Source organism: Aeromonas dhakensis, from assembly GCF_000820305.1.
Classification (GTDB): domain Bacteria; phylum Pseudomonadota; class Gammaproteobacteria; order Enterobacterales; family Aeromonadaceae; genus Aeromonas; species Aeromonas dhakensis.
On the sequence record NZ_CDBH01000018.1, the window covers coordinates 48109 to 64810 of the forward strand.

The following is a 16702-nucleotide window of genomic DNA, read 5'->3' on the forward strand; positions in this document are numbered from 1 at the left end:
ATAGAATAGGAGCCAAGATGAAACAACCGCGTTATGCCCACCATAGCGAAACCGTCGCCCAGGCGGAGCAGGCCATTGCAGACAATGATCACCGCCATGCCCTGTTGCAGGAGATGCTGGCCGGACTGGATCTGTCAGAACAGACCTGTCAACTGCTGTTCGATGCACCGACCGAACAGGTGGCTGTGGCCGAACAGGAGATGCTGGCGGAGATCCAGCGCCGGCAGGCGTTATCTCCATCCCAGCCGGGAGAGTCCCGCAAGAGCCGTCGCCCTACCATGATGCGCGGACTGATGATTTAAGGAGTCGTGATGAGCACTATCCCTGATTACAACACCAACCCCGGCGGGTTCGTCGGCTGGCTCGACGGGCAATCGCTCGACCAGTTGCCTGGCAATAAAAATCCCAAACTGGCCGAGTTGCTCGCCTTGCTCGACGGCAAGATCACCCTCAGCGCCGACCAACCGACACTGCTGACCAAGGCACAGCTTGAGAAGTTGTTGGCCGCCTATCTGACCAACCCTGACGCCATTCATGGGGGCTGGGCCACAGGCCAGTTCCAGGCAGGCCAAGAGGCGGCAATTGATGCCATCAAAGGCATGATCGAGCGGGGGAAGAATCAGACTCCGCCGAAGACACAGTGGAGCGTATCTGAATTCATGCTGCTATCTCTCAGCGCGTTGACCATGGATCGTCTGGATGACGACATCATCACCACCTTTACCGGAGTGATGGCGTTTCAGGACAACAAGCGCAAGGTGCTCAGTGACGAGCTCAAGGGGATGACCGCCGAGCTGAAGATTTATGGGGTGATCCAGTCGGAGATCAACAAGGCGCTCTCTGCAAAATCTGACCAGACCTTCAAGACCGACTTCAACCTGATGGATTACAAGCTCTATGGCTATGGCTCGGAGGCTCAATTCAAACTGGGGGCTGAGTTCAAGTTGCTTGCGCAAATGCAAGATAGTGCCGGCAAGGTGACGGTGAAGGCATTTCTTGAAAGCGACAAGAAGCAGAGCGGAGCCATGAGTGGTATAGAGGCCGAGTATGCCTATAACAAGGACAACAACAAGCTTGGCAACTTCTCCACCAGCGTGAGTGACCGCTCGCGGCCGCTCAACGATCAGGTCAGTGAAAAAACCACCCGCCTCAACGACGTCAGCTCGCGCTACAACGCCGCCATCGAGGCACTCAACCGCTTTATCCAGAAATACGACAGCATCATGCGCGACATTCTTGGCGCCATTTGAGGAGAGAACATGCAGACCGATACCACCCAGACTCCGGAATATGAAGCAAAGCTGGAAGCCTTTATGGCCGATGGTGGCACCCTGGCCATGCTGCAGGATATCTCAGGTGACACCCTGGAGCAGCTTTATGCGTTGGCCTTTGGTCAGTATCAGGCAGGCAAGTGGGAGGATGCCCACAAGATTTTTCAGGCCCTCTGCATGCTGGATCACTACGAGCCGCGCTATTTCCTCGGGCTCGGTGCTTGCCGGCAGGCGATGGGAGAGTTCGAGACGGCGGTCGAGAGCTACAGCTTTGGCGCCATGCTCGATCTGAACGATCCCCGTTTCCCGTTTCATGCCGCCGAGTGCCGGTTGCAACAAGGTGATTTGAACGGGGCCGAGAGTGGCTTCTACTCGGCCCACCTGCTGGCGGACGCGGATCCGTCGCAGGCCGATCTGGCGGCAAGCGCCAAGGTCATGTTGGAAGCCATCGCAATCAGAAGGGATCAGCAAGATGAACCCGATCAGCAATGAAAGAAGCGTTTCCTCGCTGGGAAACACAGGTGACGTAACGGGTCTGAAGCCCGTTGCTCAGCCTCACAGTGAAACGCGGCTCGATGCCGCGACGGCCTCAGCCAGTGGGCAGGTCCGCAAGCCGGGTGTTTCTTTGAACGCCCCCCTGGCAGTGAGCAATGGTCAACCCGCTTCTCAGCAATTGACTGACGTCAGCAGATTGCTGACACAGGTCAAGCAGAATGCCACCCTGCTCCTGCCGCACACCAACGCATTGGTTTCGGCCGCCTTTACCTCGCCGGAAGCCTTTGAAATTGAGCTGGGCAAGTTGACCAGTGATCTGGAGAAGACCCAGAACAGGCTCAAACTCGCCGATCTCGATCGGGCCCGCACCCAGAACGAGAAGAAGATCGCCGAGAACCAGGAGAAGATCAAAGAGGCTGAAGAGAGTGCCCAGAAGGCCAAAAAATCAGGTCTGGCCAGCAAGATCTTTGGCTGGATCAGTGCCATCGCGTCCATGATCATCGGGGCCATCATGGTGGCGACCGGTGTCGGGGCCGCAGCAGGTGCACTGATGATTGCCGCTGGTGCGGTCGGTGTCGTCAATATGGCGGTACAGCAGGCAGCTGAGGATGGTCTTATCTCCAAGGAGGTGATGGAGAAGCTGGGACCTGTGCTTATGGCGGTGGAAATTATCCTCGCAGTTGCCTCGGCGGTGGTGACGTTTGGCGCGGGAGCGGTCAAGGGACTTGCCAAGCTGGGGGTAAAAATGGGCTTCAAGATGGCGGGCAAGGGGGCGAGTGAAATGGGCCTCAAGCTTATCCAGAACTCCGCCAAGGTTTATATGAAGGCCGCCGACATCTCGGCCAAAGTAGCAGGGAATGCCGCGAGTACCACGGCGAAAATGGCCAAGATAGGTACCCAAACAGCGGATATCATCGTCGATGTGGGCAATGGTGTGACCAAGACCGTTGATAGTGCAAACCAGGCCAAGCTGTTGCTCAAGCAAGCGGATCTACTGGAGAACCGCCAAGAGATGACGGCGCTGCAAGGGGTGATCGACAAACTCAAAGAGGCGATTGCCCAGATGATCGAGGCGTTTCAGCAGACCATGGAGATGATCTTTCAGATGCTCAACGCCAAGGGTGACATGATGAACAACCTGGCCCGCAGGCCGGCCGCTATCTAAGGAGTATTGCTCATGATTAACAGTGATTATGCCAATGGCGTAAACCATACCAGCCTGTTACCCGAAATGCGCACCGGCGAGAGCCAACAGGTTCGTCACCCGGAAACGATCCATGAGGCTGCTGGCTCGGGCGGTCAGCGAGCGGCAGAGAACAAGAGCCTGCCAGTGCTTCCGCGTCCCTCCGTTCCCTTTGATACCAAGGGCGTTACCCAGATGACGGAACAGCTTGAAAGCGTGATGGACATGATGTCGCTGCTCTTCAAGCTGGCACGTCAGGCCCGTGAAATGGGACTGGTACAGCGGGATACCGAGAACAAGCTGGTTATCGGTCATCAGCAGGCGCAAGTCGATGAGATGCGCCATGGCGCCATGTTGATGATTGCCACTGCCGTGGTCTCCGGTGTGATGGCTGTTGCATCGGCGGTCATGGGAGGCTTCTCCATGGCCAAATCGGCCAAGACGATCAAACAGGACAAGGCGCTGAATGCCAATATTGCCGGGCGACAGCAGGAGCTGAAGCAGATCGGGGATATCAAGAAGACGGCGGGTCTTGAGATGGGGGATGCTGGCCAGGATCTGACTGCAAGGATCAAGAACGACAAGGCAGCCCTGCTGACGTTGAACAAGAAGTTTGATGCCAACAATAGCCGTCAACAACTTGCCGGCACCGTGACCCAGTCAGTGGGACAAATGAGTAATTCTGCAGTGCAGGTATCGCAGGGGACGAGCCAGGCAGAGGCCAAGGAAGACGAGGTCAAAGCGACTATCAGTCAGGCCGAGAAGCAGAAGATTGAGGACAACATGTCCTTCAATGTCAACTTCATGAAAGACGTGCTGCAACTGATGCAGCAGTATGCTCAGAGCCAGAACCAGGCTTGGAAAGCGGCCTTTGGTGTTGCATAAACACCATGATCGTCGGGGCGCCCATTCGGGCGCCTTTTTGTTTTCCGGCCATTTTTCATAAAAGAGCCGACCTTGAGTGACAGCCTGAGGTGGAATGGCAGGCTACCATCCTCTCCTCTCTGCTGGAGGACATCATGGATCTACCCCTCATCATCAATCAGCTGCTTGCTGAGTTTGCTACCAAGTACGGCCTGCCATCTCTGGTTTTGAACCAGGAAGGTGTTGCGGCATTGTGTTTTGATGATCACTTGCAACTAGCCTTGATCCTGGTTTCAGAGCGAGATCAGCTGGTCTTGCAGGCCAACGTAGCCGAGCTGCATCAGGTTGGTGAGGGTATATTCCGCCAGTTGGCTAGTTTCAACCGTCATTGGTATCAATTCAATTTGCACTTCGGTTTTGACGAATCGTCACTGATGGTACAGCTCTATCGTCAGATGCCAGCCAGCCAGCTGACGTTGGCCTCTCTTGAAACAAGCCTTGCCAGCATGCTTGAACATGCCGAGTTCTGGCAGGAGCTGCTGAGGTCATCACATCACGTTGAGACGAATCATGATGAGATGCAGGGTGTTCGGGTATAACCATGAAGATACAAGAGCAGCAAGTGACGGCCCTGTCGCAAGGTGCCGCACGATCTCAAGATGGCAACTTTGCCGGGCGGGAGATGCATATAGTTTCGATTGGCAGTGATCCTCAACCGTTGGCGGTACAATTGCGTGCTTCCATCCACCTTGATCAAACTCATGAGGTGGCGTTGCAACGCTTGCAGCAGGGAGAACATTTGCCACTGTCGGAGCGGAGGATCAGGGTCGTATGAAAAAATGGCTGGTGTTGATGATGTTGGGCCTGCTGACAGGCTGCGTCACGACGCCGATGGTCAAGCCAGCGTTGAGGCAATTGAAGGGAGAGGTTCATCTGGCTGGAACACTCCCTCGGCCTGCCCGAGTGGAGGTCACTGCGCTGAGCGTTATCGACGGTCGTCCTCTGGTGGTGGCTGCAACGGAATACGAAGTAACCATGTTGCCACTGACATTCGAGCTACGTCTGACACCGCTGCAAATGGCAGAAGGCAATATATATCTGCGAGCCAGATTGCGTTTCCTTGACAGTTCAGTTGTGCAAGCAGCGTATCAACAAAAAGTTTTTAAGGAATTTAATCCGGATACATATCATTTCGAATTGCGGCCAAGATCTTGTTATCCACAATGTCAATAAATGCTGAACTAACAAACGACGCTAAAATCAATTGTTTATCAACAATCTGTCTTATTGGAAAAGTTTATTTTTGTAACAAACTATCATCCTCATATAACGACAGCTTTAGTTTAGTCATCAAAATGATACATCAATAGTGTATTGGCTCTAATTTATGACTGGTTTTCTTGCGCATAGCTGTTGTAGGATGCTCCCCCTCATTTCAAAGGTGATTAATTAATTGCCTATATTGGAATCAGTTAATTCAATACAGAATAAATAAAACGCCAATAATAAGACGCCCGGCAGAAATCCTGTCTTTGCTGAGGAGTCACAGGCACCACGCGCAGATTCAGGAAAACGACAATATGAAAGGCATTACAACCACAGAGAAGGGCGATATAGCCCAGCTCCAGTGGTGCATGTCTGCTTTTAGTGTCATTGAGCATTCGCAGGAGGGAATATATATCCTCTTGGATGGAACTATGACCTGGCAGGACTGCACCGATACTTACGAGTTATCCGCTAACGAGTTGATGTTCGTGCGCCGTGGCAATTATGCGGTCTGTACCGGTGAAGCGCCTTGTCACCTGCTTTGGTTACCCCTCTCAAATACTTTTCTGCAAGGTTTTTTGCAACGTTTTGGTGCACTGTTGAGTGACGTGCCCAGAATAGACACGATTGCACCTAGTTTATTGCCATTCGGCACCTCACCGTTGCTGGCTCAATGCATCCAAGGGTTGCATGGCCTGACTGAACACGAATATCCACCAGCCCTTGCCCAATTGCGTACCGAGGAACTGCTGTTTCTGCTGGCATTTGGGGAGCACGGTCCGCAATTGATGTCCATCTTGCGTCAACTGAGTAATCGACAGGTTGAGCGCTTGCAGCATTTCATGGAAAAGCACTACCTGATGGAGTGGAAACTCAGCGAGTTTGCCAAAGAGTTTGGTATGGGACTGACCACCTTCAAGGAGCTTTTCGGCTCTATCTATGGTGTCTCTCCTCGTGCCTGGATCAGCGAGCGCCGTATTCTCTATGCTCATCAGTTATTGCTCAATAGCGAGATGAGCATAGTGGATATTGCGATGGAGGCCGGTTTCTCCAGCCAGTCCTATTTCACTCAAAGTTATCGGCGCCGGTTTGGTTGTACGCCAAGCCGCGCCAGACATGGCAAAGATTAACGCCGGACTAAAATAATCTGACGTTTTTTATAAGTCGGAAGAGGGAGTAATGGATAGAATAGCCCGCATATCAACACACTATTCGATTATTGCCCGCAGCAAGATGAGCAAGGCATAGCATGAGTCAGCAAGATCACCACTCCCCAAAACGAGGCTTGTTTGCAGGCCGTCGGGTTACGGTTGTCCAGCCAGAGCGTCTTTCTCTAGAGCAGCTGGTTGGCCAGCAATCCGTGCTCTGCTACCAGGATGCCGGTGTGCTCACGGCACAGCAACTGAACCTGCTGCAGCGTGTGTTGCCCAGAACCCGATTGGAGGGTCTGCTTGCATCTGTCTGGCTGCAGCGCCGCATGGAGGTTGCCATGGCTGTGTCACGTCAGGACATGCAACGGATCCTGCGCTCGGCTGCGAACGCAGAAGAGGGCTCCTGGGTCGAGCAACTGGGAGATGCTATCAACCTGGCTGAACGCCCGTTACTGTGGCACTGGGTGCTCTACCCCCTGCATCGCTGGTGGGTTTGCCATCAGGAGCCTCTCCACTCAGGCTGGACAACCGAATTGGCGCAACTGCAGATCATGCGGCGTCAATTGAATGCTCAAGCAGTTTTCTGGCAGACGGTGGTGGATGTCCAATCCGGTATCGAGAGCAAGATTGACGCCCAGCTTGCCCAGTTGACTCGGCGTGAACAGGAGCTGCTGCAGTTGCAAGCCGAATGTGAAACACGTCTTCATCTGGCTTGGCCTGCGTGGTATGCACGGCACACAACAGAGGGCGAGCTACAGACATTGATGCCGGTCCCGCTGGAGCTGGAAAAATTCTGGCATTTGCTGGAAGCCCTGCCAGTTCAGTCCACAGCTGCCGAGCCATTGCATGCGTGGCTGGCAGAAAGAGGATTGGCCCTTTCCCAGGATCGTTTCTACTGGCTGCCACAGGCCCGCTAGATAACCCGAGGACCTATGCAAACTCTACTCAATCGATTGGCCAAAAAGCTGGGCCAAGGGCCTTTTGTTGCCGATGTTCAGGGAAAGTACCATCTGCGGCTTGATGGTTATCCTCTTTTTCTGTTGCCAAGACCAAATGAACTCTTGGTGAGTACGCCCCTGGCAAGTGCCGCCGGGCAGCGAGGCCAAGTGTTGGAACCGGCGCTGTTGAAGCGTCTTCTGCAACAAGCTGTCGCCTGGGCGCGCCATGCACCCCAGGCTTTGGTACTGGACGAATTGGGCAATCTGCAGTTGGAGGCTCGACTCACCCTTGAGTGGTTGGATGAGCATGTGCTGGAAGTGCATTTGAGCCAGCACATTACCCTGCTGGAAAAACTGGAGCCCCAACTGAATGAGGCGGCCATGGCCCCCCAATGGAGACAGATGATATGGCATCCCTGAGCGTGCAACGCCTGCTTCGTCCTCTGTTGTGGTTCTGTATGGGAGCGATGGCATGGTCTCGCCCCGCTCTGGCGCAAGAATTGGATTGGCTTCCCATGCCTTACAGCTATGTAGCTGAAGGGGAAAGTCTGCGGGATGTACTGGTCAATTTTGGTGCTAACTACGAGGTTTCCGTAGTGGTGAGCGACAAGATCAACGATCAGGTGAATGGCCAGTTTGAACATGAGGAACCCTTGGCATTCTTGCAGCAGCTGGCATCCCTCTACAACCTGGTCTGGTACTACGACGGCAACGTGTTGTATGTGTTCAAGAACAGTGAAGTCCAGTCCCGGCTCATCAAGTTGGCACAGACCGGTGCCGCGGAGCTGAAGCAGGCTCTGTTGCGTGCAGGTATCTGGGAGCCTCGTTTTGGCTGGCGTCCGGACGCAGATAATCGTCTGGTTTATGTCTCCGGTCCTCCGCGTTACCTCGAACTTATTGAGCAGACCGCCATGGCGCTGGAGCAGCAGTCCCAACTGCGCAGCGAAAAGACTGGACCACTTGCCATCGAGATTTTTCCGCTCAAGTACGCGTCAGCCACCGACCGGGCCATTCAATATCGTGACAAAGATGTCGATGCCCCCGGTGTCGCCACCATTCTTTCCCGGTTGCTCAGCGATGCAGGTGTACAGATGGTCAATGGCGAAGGCGCAAAAGGGGTTGGCACCCATTCGGGCCAGGCCATTGTCCAGGCAGACCCTTCCCTCAATGCCGTGCTGGTACGTGATGCGCCGGAGCGGATGGCCATGTATGGCAAGCTGATTGCGGCTCTGGACAAACCTGCCGCTCGTATCGAAGTTGCGCTCTCCATCATTGACATCAACGCCGAGGATCTCTCCCAGCTGGGGGTTGATTGGCGAGTGGGGATCCGTACCGGTTCCAACCAACAGGTGATTATCAAGACCACGGGGGACCGCAAAGGGATAGAAGGGGGGGCCGCTCTCGGCAGTCTGGTGGACTCCAGAGGACTCGATTATCTGCTGGCCAGGGTCAATCTGCTGGAAAATGAAGGAAATGCCCAGGTGGTGTCTCGGCCGACCTTGCTGACCCAGGAAAATACTCAGGCCGTGATCGATCACAGTGAAACCTATTACGTCAAGATCAGCGGAGAACGGGTAGCAGAGCTGAAAGGAATTACCTACGGCACCATGTTGAGGATGACGCCCAGGGTGATCCAATTGGGAGACAGGCCGGAAGTGAGCCTGAGCCTGCACATTGAGGATGGCAGTCAGAAACCCAACAGTTCGGGTCTGGATGGTATTCCTACCATCAGTCGTACCGTTGTGGATACCATTGCTCGGGTTGGACATGGGCAGAGCCTGCTCATCGGTGGGATTTACCGTGACGAATTGAGCGAGAGCCTGAGCAAGGTACCTTTTCTGGGGGATATCCCCTATCTGGGGGCTCTGTTTCGCAGCAAGGAGAGCCAGACACGCCGTCAGGTGAGGTTATTCATCATCGAGCCCCGGCTGATCGATGATGGCATCGCTCATTACCTGTCGTTGGGGCATGGGCAGGATCTGCGCGCCGGGGTGCTGGGTGTCGATGAGATCTCCAATCAGAGTCTCTCCCTTGGCAAGGTGCTCGGCGGAGCCCAGTGTCAACCCTTGGCCGCAGCCCGTGAGGTACAGCAACTGCTGCGCCAGGGGGGCAGGAGCTCTTCTCTGACTCGTTGTCAGATGGGTCGTGAGCAGGGGTGGCGCCTGGTCGAAATGAGCAAAGAACAGAAATGCACACCGGCTCTGGAGTGGTGTGTGCAAGCCGGGGAAGCGCGATGAGCTGGAAATGTCGCATATACCGCGGGTTGAATCAGGGGGTCGAAGTCACGCTGCCAGAGGGGCGTCTGGTCATCGGTGCAGATCCGCTGCAAGCCGATCTGGTTTTGGTGGATGAGGGAATGGCTCCCGTTCACCTGACCTTGATGGTGACCTCGGAAGGGATCACTTTGCAGGAGTGGGCTGAAGGGGTTGTCCCTACCCAGGACGGAGACGTGCTGGAGGTAGGAGCCTTGCTCAAGGCGGCTACCCGGCTTGAAGCCGGCCCGCTGCTCTGGAGTTTTTGTGATGGCAGTCTATCACTGCCAGAGCAGTTGGAACCGCTATTGGTGGCTCAGACTGTTCTTCGCCCACCAAAGCGTGCCCGGCGCGCCGATCTCTGGATGGGGGGATTGTGTCTGGTGCTGGTCATCGCAGTGCTGGTTCTGCTTGGACATGGCTGGTGGCAGGGAAACAGTGACAATGACGTTGTTCGTCAGGAGCAGACCCTGAAGCGTTTTCTTGTGTCACCGGCTTATCAGCAGGTAACGCTCAGCAGTGATGTCCTGGGTTTGTGGCTGCTGTCCGGTTATGTGGATGAGAACAGCACTCGACTGGCACTGCAACAGTATTTGGACGGCAGTGGTTTCAATTATCGGCTGGATGTTCGCACCATGGAGGATCTTCGCCAGGGTGCCGGCTTCATCTTGCAGAAGTTGGGTTATGAGCAGTTGCAGATCCGTAATGGCAAGGAGCCTGGCTGGCTGCGGTTGAGCGGCGAGATTGATACGCAGGATCCAAATTGGAACAAGCTTGATTCCCTGCTCAGACAGGAGGTCCCCGGGCTGATGGGGATTGAAAATCAGGTGCAGATCGCAGGTACTTATCGCGAGCGGCTGGATGGATTGTTGCAGGAACAAGGACTGTCCCGTGCGCTGCGCGTGAGTGAAACGAAAGGGCGGCTTGAAGCTTCCGGGCAGTTGGATGGCACCCAGCTTGTCAAGTTTCAATTGGTACAACAGCAATTTCGGCGGGAGTTTGGTGCTCATCCTGTGTTGGAGCTGATTAATCAGACCAGGACGCCACGGCAGGATGAGTTGGAATTTGAGGTACGCAGTGTCTCGTTTGGCCGCGTTCCTTACGTGATCCTGGCTGATAACCAGCGTTATCCCGTCGGTGGTGCGACGGCTGGTGGGGTTCGCGTGCTGGCCATCCGTCCGGATGCCGTGGTGGTCAGCAAGGGAAAACAACAATATATCGTCAAGTTAAAAGGAGTCGAGCGTCATGATGACCAATTTGGAAGCGCGACTGTCCGGCGTTGATCCCACCTTTGCTCGCGATCTTCACGAGCAGCTGGTGCAGGCACTGGGGGCTGTGAAACGGCAACTGCTGCGCGGTGGAACCCCGCAACAATATCGAGAGTGGCAACAGGAGGCTGACGCCATTGAGGCGGGGCTCAAGATCATTGGCAAGATAAAGGAGTACAACCATGGCTGATTACTTTACCTATACAGACAAGAACAGTAACACCCTCGATCAGGTGGCAACCAACCTCTCGGAACAGGCCAATACGGCCAATACTGAGGTCAACAAGGCCATTGGGGCGATGAAAACCAACCCGGACAACCCTGCGTTGCTTGCCGAGCTGCAGCACAAGATCAACAAATGGTCGGTCATCTACAACATCAACTCCACGGTGACTCGGGCCATGAAAGACCTGATGCAGGGCATTTTGCAGAAGATTTGATGATGAATATTCAACTCAAGAAGCTTCTGGCAGAACTGGCTCTGGCGGGCACAGGGCATCATTGCCATCGGGAGGCGGTTTCCATTGCCGACTGGCTGGATCATGAAACATCCATGGCTGAATGCGTGACCTTGATCCGCCTGTCCTCCCTGATGAATCAAGGGGACTATCAGGGTGCTCTGTTACTGGGGCGTACTCAGTCTTCGCCGGATATTGAGCCCTGGTTAGCCCTGTGTGAATGGCGCCTTGATATGCATGATGAGCTGGTTGTGCGCCTGACAAGGCTGGAAGAGAGCGGGCAACCCGCTTTGCAGCAGTTTGCGGCTGGCTTGCGTGAGCAGATGGCATCATGAAGATTGAAGGCGGCGTCAATTCCCCTGGCTATGGGGAGGGGCAGTCCGAGACGTTTTCCAAGCCGCTGGTGCAGCACGGGTTTGAACGTCTGCTGGCTCGCACGGATGAACCAACACTGTTTGAACGCTGGGAACAGGGCTCTGCACTGGAATCCCTATTGCAGGGGGCGTCACCTGCGGTTCAGCGGGATCTGCTATGGCAAATTCATCAGCAAGGAGGGGAGCAGGCAAAATTGGTTGGCAGTCAGCTGTTTCAGCCGGTGATAGACAAGCTGATCGCCCATTTTTCAGGTCGTCAGTTGCCTGTCGTGGCCGCGATTGATCTGCCGGAGTTGCGGGCTCTGATGCGCGAGTTTGACCCGTTGCCGTCGCGACGGGAGAAGGTACTCCTAAACGTAATGGCAGACCTCAAGAAAGTTGCCACCGGAGATCAAACTGACCTGATATATCTCGATGAATTGGCCCGCCGTGAATTGATGACGCTGATCCCGCTTAACGGCATGGTGAACAACCTGATGCGACACTCGCACAAACTAGATCTGGAGGCATGATGGAAATTTCCCAGTCAGCCCAGGCGGTCGTAACCAGCCTGGATGAGTTGAAGACGACGGATGCGACCTCTTCCCAAGTTGCCAGTTTTGAACAGGCAATGAGTTCCCCATCCCAGGGGATTGGTGGTTCTTTGCTTGGGGAGTTGGGGGAGATCAGGCAGCAATTTGTAGAAGCCAAGGAGAGCCTGCGCGCCGAGCTATCGACGCCGGGTGATGATCCCAACAGTCTGATGCAGATGCAGTGGTCATTGATGCGGATCACCATGCAGGAAGAACTGATTGCCAAGACGGTCGGCAAGATGAGCCAGAACGTTGAAACTCTGTTAAAGACCCAGTGAGGTAGTGTGAAGAGATCAATGTTGATGGTGGTGGTGTTCACCTCACTGCTGCTCGGTGGCTGCAAGGTGGAACTCTATACCGGGGTCAGTCAGAAGGAAGGCAATGAGATGCTGGCGTTGCTGCGTACCGAGGGGATCTCCTCGGACAAGCAGCCGGATAAGGATGGCCATGTCAAATTGCTGGTGGAGGAGTCTGATGTAGCGCAGGCCATAGAGGCACTCAAGCGTAAAGGCTATCCGCGCGAGAGCTTTTCCACCTTGCAAGATGTCTTTCCCAAAGATGGACTCATTTCATCCCCGACTGAGGAGCGGGCACGCCTCAACTATGCTAAGGCCCAGGAAATTTCCCATACCCTGTCCGAAATAGACGGTGTACTGGTAGCCAGGGTGCATGTGGTTCTGCCCGAGGGGAATGAAGGGATCAGCAAGAAACCTTCCCCCGCATCGGCTTCCGTTTTTATCAAGCATGCGGCAGACATCCAGCTGGATACCTATATTCCGCAGATAAAACAACTGGTCAATAACAGTATCGAAGGGCTGGCTTATGACAGGATCAGCGTTGTGCTGGTGCCTTCTGCAGATATTCGCCAAATGCCTCTGGTATCGCGCAATACCAGCATTTTCTCCATCGAGGTGAGCGAGTCATCGAAGTGGCGGTTGACGGGGTTGATTGCCCTCTTGTTGATGCTGGTGGTGACCACCAACCTGGCCCAATATATGTGGCATCGAAGCCGGAGTCGTTGATGACGGTTGGTCTGACGCCCTATCAATTGCGATTTTGCCCGGCAGCCTATCTTGATGAGGGGCATTTTCCCGAGTCTTGGTGCTGGGTGCAGGAAACCATGCCGGAGTGGCGCACTCTGCCTGCCGTCAACGAGGCGTTGCTGGATGAACTGGCATTGGACACTGTCTATGAGCTGCCTTCCCCTCTGGGTGGATTGGCTCTCTTTCCTCGGAGTGAACTCATCCGCCTGCTGACATACCTCGGTGCCGTCTTGCACGGTGAGTCCATTCGTCATTGCCTGCTGGCTTCCACCTTGCGCCATATCATCAATTGGTTGGGGGAAGATGGGTACCGAACCCTGTTGTCCCAGCTTGACTTGTTGATCGGTCCCTGGCCTGCCGGTTGGCAGCAACCCTTGCCGCAACAGCTGAATGATGCCTGCCTGGAGGCCACCGGATTGCAATTCTGGCTGGCGGCAGCGGGAGACACTGCGCCCGGCTGGTGTCAGCGGCTGGTGTTGCGGTTGCCTCCAATGATTCCTGCACCAACATGGCATATGGCAACTGAGCAGGTGCCACTTGCCCGGGCGCTTTGTCTCAAAATAGCCAAACAGGTAACGCCGCAATGCTGCCATTTGTTGAAATAAAGAGTGAACACCTGCAGCTGGCCCCAGGTCAGCGTATCTTGCGTAGTCAGGATTATCAGTCCTATTTGAGTGCACAGGCCCTGGTTGATGCGGCCAGAGCACAGGCTGCCGAGATAGTGCAGGAGGCGCACAGCGTATATGAGCAGCAGCGCGAACTTGGCTGGCAAGCCGGCATGGAGCAGGCTCGTCGTGAGCAAGCCGTGTTGATCCATCAGACCCAGTTGCAGTGTCAGGGGTACTATCGCACTGTGGAGCAGCAGATGAGCGAGGTCGTGTTGCAGGCCGTGCGCAAGATCCTGCATGACTATGACCAAGTTGCGTTGACTCTCAAGGTAGTGCGCGAAGCACTCTCGTTGGTGAGCAACCAGAAACAGGTAACGGTTCGGGTAAACCCTGAACAGGTTGCGGCGGTGCGTGAGCAGATCGCCAAGGTACACAAGGATTTCCCCGAAATCGGTTATCTGGAGATCTCTGCTGATGCTCGTCTGGATCAGGGCGGCTGTATTTTGGAAACCGAAGTGGGAATTATCGATGCCAGTCTGGATGGTCAGTTGGAGGCTTTGTCTCGGGCCATTTCTTTGACCCTGGAACGGGGCGAAGCACGCTCATAGCACACATATATAGCATCACGACATCGCAGTGAGTTTCGTCAGTGGATGGCGGGCTCTTGGGTATTGAGAAAAGCCCCGGCAACCTGGTTGCCGGGGCTTTTTGCTGTCTGCAGCATGCGGAATGCGCTGCTCATGGCTGGCTGCCGACGTCGGGCTGCTTGTATCTGCCGAGCACCAGCAGGGTGAGCAGGCAGCAGGCGGCGCCGGCGTAGAAGGTGCAGGCGGCGCCCAGAGTGTCCCACAGCAGCCCGGCCAGCAGGCTGGCCAGCAACATGGCGAGGCCGCAGACCAGATTGAAGAAGCCGAACGCACTGCCGCGCAGCTCCGCGGGCGCGCTGGCGGCCACCATGGCGGCCAGCAGACCCTGGGTCATCCCCAGATGAATGCCCCACAATATCACCCCCAACAGCAATGACCCCCAGTGGGGGCTGGCCGCCAGCACCAGATCGGCGGCCACCAGCACCAGCAACCCCCAGACCAGCAGGGTACGGTGACTCATTTGATCCGAGAGGCGCCCGAACGGATAGGCGCCGAGGGCATAGACCAGGTTCATCGCCACCATGACCAGCGGTACCAGGGCGAGCGCCATGCCGCTTTGTTGGGCGCGCAGCACCAGAAAGGCTTCGCTGAAACGGGCCAGGGTAAACAGGGCGCCGATGAGTACTACCCAGCGATAGGGTTTACCCAGCCGTTGCAGGTTGTCGCGCCGCAAGGGGTTGCTGCGGGCGTGGTGGCCAGCCGCTTTGGGTTCACGCAGGCCGATGGCGAGCAGGGTGACCGAGGCCAGCCCAGGCACCACCGCCAGCCAGAAGATGGCACGAAAATCATCGTGCCAGAGCAGCATCAGCCCCACTGCCAGCAGCGGCCCCAGCAGGGCGCCGACCGTGTCGAGGGATTGGCGCAGGCCGAAGGCAGCGCCGCGCAGTTCCGGCGGAGTGAGGTCGGCCACCAGCGCATCGCGGGGGGCGCCACGGATGCCCTTGCCAACTCTGTCCAGCAGGCGGGCGGTCAGGATCAGTCCGCTGCCGGTAGCGATGGCAAACAGCGGCTTGGTCAGGGCTCCCAGCCCATAGCCCAGCAGGGCCAACCCCTTGCGACGTCCCAGATAGTCACTCAGGGTGCCGGAGAAGACCTTGACCATCAGGGCCGTGGCCTCCGCCATCCCTTCGATGAGGCCGATGGTGAGGGCACTGCTGCCAAGCACGGTCACCATGAACAGGGGTAGCAGGCTGTGGATCATTTCAGAAGAGATGTCCATCAGCAGGCTGACAAACCCCAGCACCCAGACGCCGCCCGGGATCCGGCCGGTGGGTTGGGGAGCGGGGGGACGGCTGGTCGTGGTCATGGGGTTCTCCTGTCTTGCATCGATTCACCCAGAGCATAGCCAGCCCGGCCGCCACAAGGCTGCCGGGCTGGCTGATCATGTCTGCAACCGTGACCGCAGACGGTTGCCTGCGGCCACGGCATCATTGCTCGATGTCGAGCTCGGCCCGAACCGGTTGCAGGTTGCGCAGGGTCGAGATGAGCACCAGGGTGGCGATGGCGGCCAGCAGGGCAAAGGAGGCGGAGTAACGGCTCAGTTCAAGCCCGCCCTTGCTGAGCGGCTTGTCCAGAAAATCCCCCACCACGGCGCCAAGGGGCCTGGTCAGGATGAAGGCGGCCCAGAACAGCAGGGTGCGCGATACCCGGGTCAGGTAGTAGGCGGCAATGATGGCGGCCAGCATGCCGCCAAACAGCAGGGTGCTGCCCGCATAGCCAAAGCCGGCCTCGTCAGCGATCCAGTCGCCCAGTGCGGTGCCCAGGGTCTGGGAGAACATGATGGTCACCCAGTAGAACAGCTCGGTGCGCGGCGTGGTGATGCTGCCGGTGGAGATGCTGCCCTGCAGCCGATACCAGAGCAGGAAGGAGCCCATCAGCAAGGCCAGCAGCAGGGTGGAGCCGCCGGCATAGCCCAGCCCGAGCGAGCGATCGACAAAGTCTGCCAGGGTGGTGCCGACCGTGGTGGTGGCGATGATGGTGGTCCAGTAAAGGAGGGGGTTGTAGGAGGTTGCCGCGATCTGCGCGCTGACCGAGACGAAGAAGATCACGGCAAAGATGCCTGTGCTCACCAGATAACCGAGCTCCATCGACATGGAAACGGCGTCTCCCCCTGTCTCCCCCAGGGTGGTCGCCAGGATCTTGATGACCCAGAACGCCAGGGTGATCTCTGGCACCTTGCTGATCGCTGCCTTGCTGTTGTCGTGCATGTTAACCCTCTCTCGTATCTGTCGTATGACGAGGACTCGTCAGGAGACAGCGTCGCCGAGCACTCTTAAGCAAAACTTAAGCGCGGGAGAGGGACCTGAAAAATG

At 56.1% G+C, this 16702-nt stretch carries 23 protein-coding genes; 21 read left to right on the forward strand and 2 right to left on the reverse strand.

Going from position 1 to position 16702, the window contains the following annotated elements; genetic code table 11:
* The first annotated feature begins 17 nt into the window (after positions 1-17).
* The 21 genes from BN1143_RS02155 (at position 18) to BN1143_RS02250 (ending at position 14351) form a co-directional block, all read left to right on the forward strand.
* On the forward strand, positions 18-302 hold the full coding sequence (locus BN1143_RS02155) for a hypothetical protein (protein WP_005302440.1): 285 nt from the start codon (positions 18-20) through the stop codon (positions 300-302).
* 9 nt (positions 303-311) lie between these two features.
* Positions 312-1250: a virulence-associated V antigen gene (locus BN1143_RS02160; protein ID WP_005302437.1), complete on the forward strand. Its 939-nt coding sequence runs from the start codon at positions 312-314 to the stop codon at positions 1248-1250.
* A 9-nt stretch (positions 1251-1259) separates the two neighbouring features.
* On the forward strand, positions 1260-1763 hold the full coding sequence (locus BN1143_RS02165) for a SycD/LcrH family type III secretion system chaperone (protein WP_017784902.1): 504 nt from the start codon (positions 1260-1262) through the stop codon (positions 1761-1763).
* Complete coding sequence (aopB, locus tag BN1143_RS02170) at positions 1744-2931, forward strand: type III secretion system translocon subunit AopB (RefSeq protein ID WP_042049494.1); 1188 nt, start codon at positions 1744-1746, stop codon at positions 2929-2931. Before BN1143_RS02165 ends, aopB begins: the two co-directional genes overlap by 20 nt.
* A gap of 12 nt (positions 2932-2943) precedes the next feature.
* Entirely contained in the window at positions 2944-3834 is an 891-nt protein-coding gene (aopD, locus tag BN1143_RS02175; protein WP_017784900.1) for a type III secretion system translocon subunit AopD, read from the forward strand.
* Between the two features lie 134 nt (positions 3835-3968).
* Positions 3969-4412, forward strand: coding sequence for a type III secretion system chaperone (locus tag BN1143_RS02180; protein ID WP_042049529.1), 444 nt, complete (start codon positions 3969-3971; stop codon positions 4410-4412).
* Between the two features lie 2 nt (positions 4413-4414).
* Positions 4415-4648: a T3SS regulon translocated regulator ExsE family protein gene (locus BN1143_RS02185; RefSeq protein WP_017783016.1), complete on the forward strand. Its 234-nt coding sequence runs from the start codon at positions 4415-4417 to the stop codon at positions 4646-4648.
* Positions 4645-5046 (forward strand): YscW family type III secretion system pilotin, encoded by a 402-nt coding sequence (locus tag BN1143_RS21670; protein WP_021468927.1) that lies wholly within the window; start codon positions 4645-4647, stop codon positions 5044-5046. Before BN1143_RS02185 ends, BN1143_RS21670 begins: the two co-directional genes overlap by 4 nt.
* Before the next feature lie 347 nt (positions 5047-5393).
* The gene (locus tag BN1143_RS02190) at positions 5394-6209 is read left to right on the forward strand and encodes a helix-turn-helix transcriptional regulator (RefSeq protein ID WP_005302423.1); all 816 of its coding nucleotides are present in this window, start codon (positions 5394-5396) and stop codon (positions 6207-6209) included.
* 119 nt (positions 6210-6328) lie between these two features.
* On the forward strand, positions 6329-7147 hold the full coding sequence (locus BN1143_RS02195) for a T3SS regulon anti-activator ExsD domain-containing protein (RefSeq protein ID WP_042049496.1): 819 nt from the start codon (positions 6329-6331) through the stop codon (positions 7145-7147).
* Between the two features lie 15 nt (positions 7148-7162).
* The gene (locus BN1143_RS21675) at positions 7163-7588 is read left to right on the forward strand and encodes a YscB family type III secretion system chaperone (protein WP_082038405.1); all 426 of its coding nucleotides are present in this window, start codon (positions 7163-7165) and stop codon (positions 7586-7588) included.
* A complete protein-coding gene (sctC, locus tag BN1143_RS02205; RefSeq protein WP_197069837.1) occupies positions 7561-9405 on the forward strand; it encodes a type III secretion system outer membrane ring subunit SctC in 1845 nt (614 codons plus the stop codon). Before BN1143_RS21675 ends, sctC begins: the two co-directional genes overlap by 28 nt.
* Positions 9402-10703 carry a type III secretion system inner membrane ring subunit SctD gene (gene sctD, locus BN1143_RS02210; RefSeq protein WP_042049497.1) on the forward strand — a complete coding sequence of 434 codons (1302 nt, stop codon included), beginning with the start codon at positions 9402-9404 and terminating at the stop codon, positions 10701-10703. The genes sctC and sctD overlap by 4 nt, the downstream gene beginning before the upstream one ends.
* Positions 10666-10878 (forward strand): EscE/YscE/SsaE family type III secretion system needle protein co-chaperone, encoded by a 213-nt coding sequence (locus tag BN1143_RS02215; RefSeq protein ID WP_042049498.1) that lies wholly within the window; start codon positions 10666-10668, stop codon positions 10876-10878. Before sctD ends, BN1143_RS02215 begins: the two co-directional genes overlap by 38 nt.
* Complete coding sequence (ascF, locus tag BN1143_RS02220) at positions 10871-11128, forward strand: type III secretion system needle filament protein AscF (RefSeq protein WP_042049499.1); 258 nt, start codon at positions 10871-10873, stop codon at positions 11126-11128. The genes BN1143_RS02215 and ascF overlap by 8 nt, the downstream gene beginning before the upstream one ends.
* Positions 11128-11481: a YscG family type III secretion system chaperone gene (locus tag BN1143_RS02225; RefSeq protein ID WP_042049500.1), complete on the forward strand. Its 354-nt coding sequence runs from the start codon at positions 11128-11130 to the stop codon at positions 11479-11481. The genes ascF and BN1143_RS02225 overlap by 1 nt, the downstream gene beginning before the upstream one ends.
* The gene (locus BN1143_RS02230) at positions 11478-12032 is read left to right on the forward strand and encodes a YopR family T3SS polymerization control protein (RefSeq protein ID WP_042049501.1); all 555 of its coding nucleotides are present in this window, start codon (positions 11478-11480) and stop codon (positions 12030-12032) included. Before BN1143_RS02225 ends, BN1143_RS02230 begins: the two co-directional genes overlap by 4 nt.
* Complete coding sequence (gene sctI, locus BN1143_RS02235; protein WP_005347994.1) at positions 12032-12370, forward strand: type III secretion system inner rod subunit SctI; 339 nt, start codon at positions 12032-12034, stop codon at positions 12368-12370. The genes BN1143_RS02230 and sctI overlap by 1 nt, the downstream gene beginning before the upstream one ends.
* A 6-nt stretch (positions 12371-12376) precedes the next feature.
* Positions 12377-13114 carry a type III secretion system inner membrane ring lipoprotein SctJ gene (gene sctJ / locus BN1143_RS02240; protein WP_269430116.1) on the forward strand — a complete coding sequence of 246 codons (738 nt, stop codon included), beginning with the start codon at positions 12377-12379 and terminating at the stop codon, positions 13112-13114.
* Positions 13114-13740 (forward strand): Yop proteins translocation protein K, encoded by a 627-nt coding sequence (locus BN1143_RS02245; RefSeq protein WP_042049504.1) that lies wholly within the window; start codon positions 13114-13116, stop codon positions 13738-13740. Before sctJ ends, BN1143_RS02245 begins: the two co-directional genes overlap by 1 nt.
* On the forward strand, positions 13719-14351 hold the full coding sequence (locus BN1143_RS02250; protein WP_042049505.1) for an HrpE/YscL family type III secretion apparatus protein: 633 nt from the start codon (positions 13719-13721) through the stop codon (positions 14349-14351). The genes BN1143_RS02245 and BN1143_RS02250 overlap by 22 nt, the downstream gene beginning before the upstream one ends.
* A gap of 130 nt (positions 14352-14481) precedes the next feature.
* Here the strand turns inward: BN1143_RS02250 and BN1143_RS02255 are convergent, their stop codons facing one another.
* Together BN1143_RS02255 and BN1143_RS02260 are read right to left on the reverse strand one after the other, a co-directional pair.
* Positions 14482-15696: an MFS transporter gene (locus BN1143_RS02255; RefSeq protein ID WP_042049506.1), complete on the reverse strand. Its 1215-nt coding sequence runs from the start codon at positions 15694-15696 to the stop codon at positions 14482-14484.
* A gap of 121 nt (positions 15697-15817) precedes the next feature.
* On the reverse strand, positions 15818-16597 hold the full coding sequence (locus tag BN1143_RS02260) for a COG4705 family protein (protein ID WP_042049507.1): 780 nt from the start codon (positions 16595-16597) through the stop codon (positions 15818-15820).
* Positions 16598-16702 lie beyond the last annotated feature (105 nt).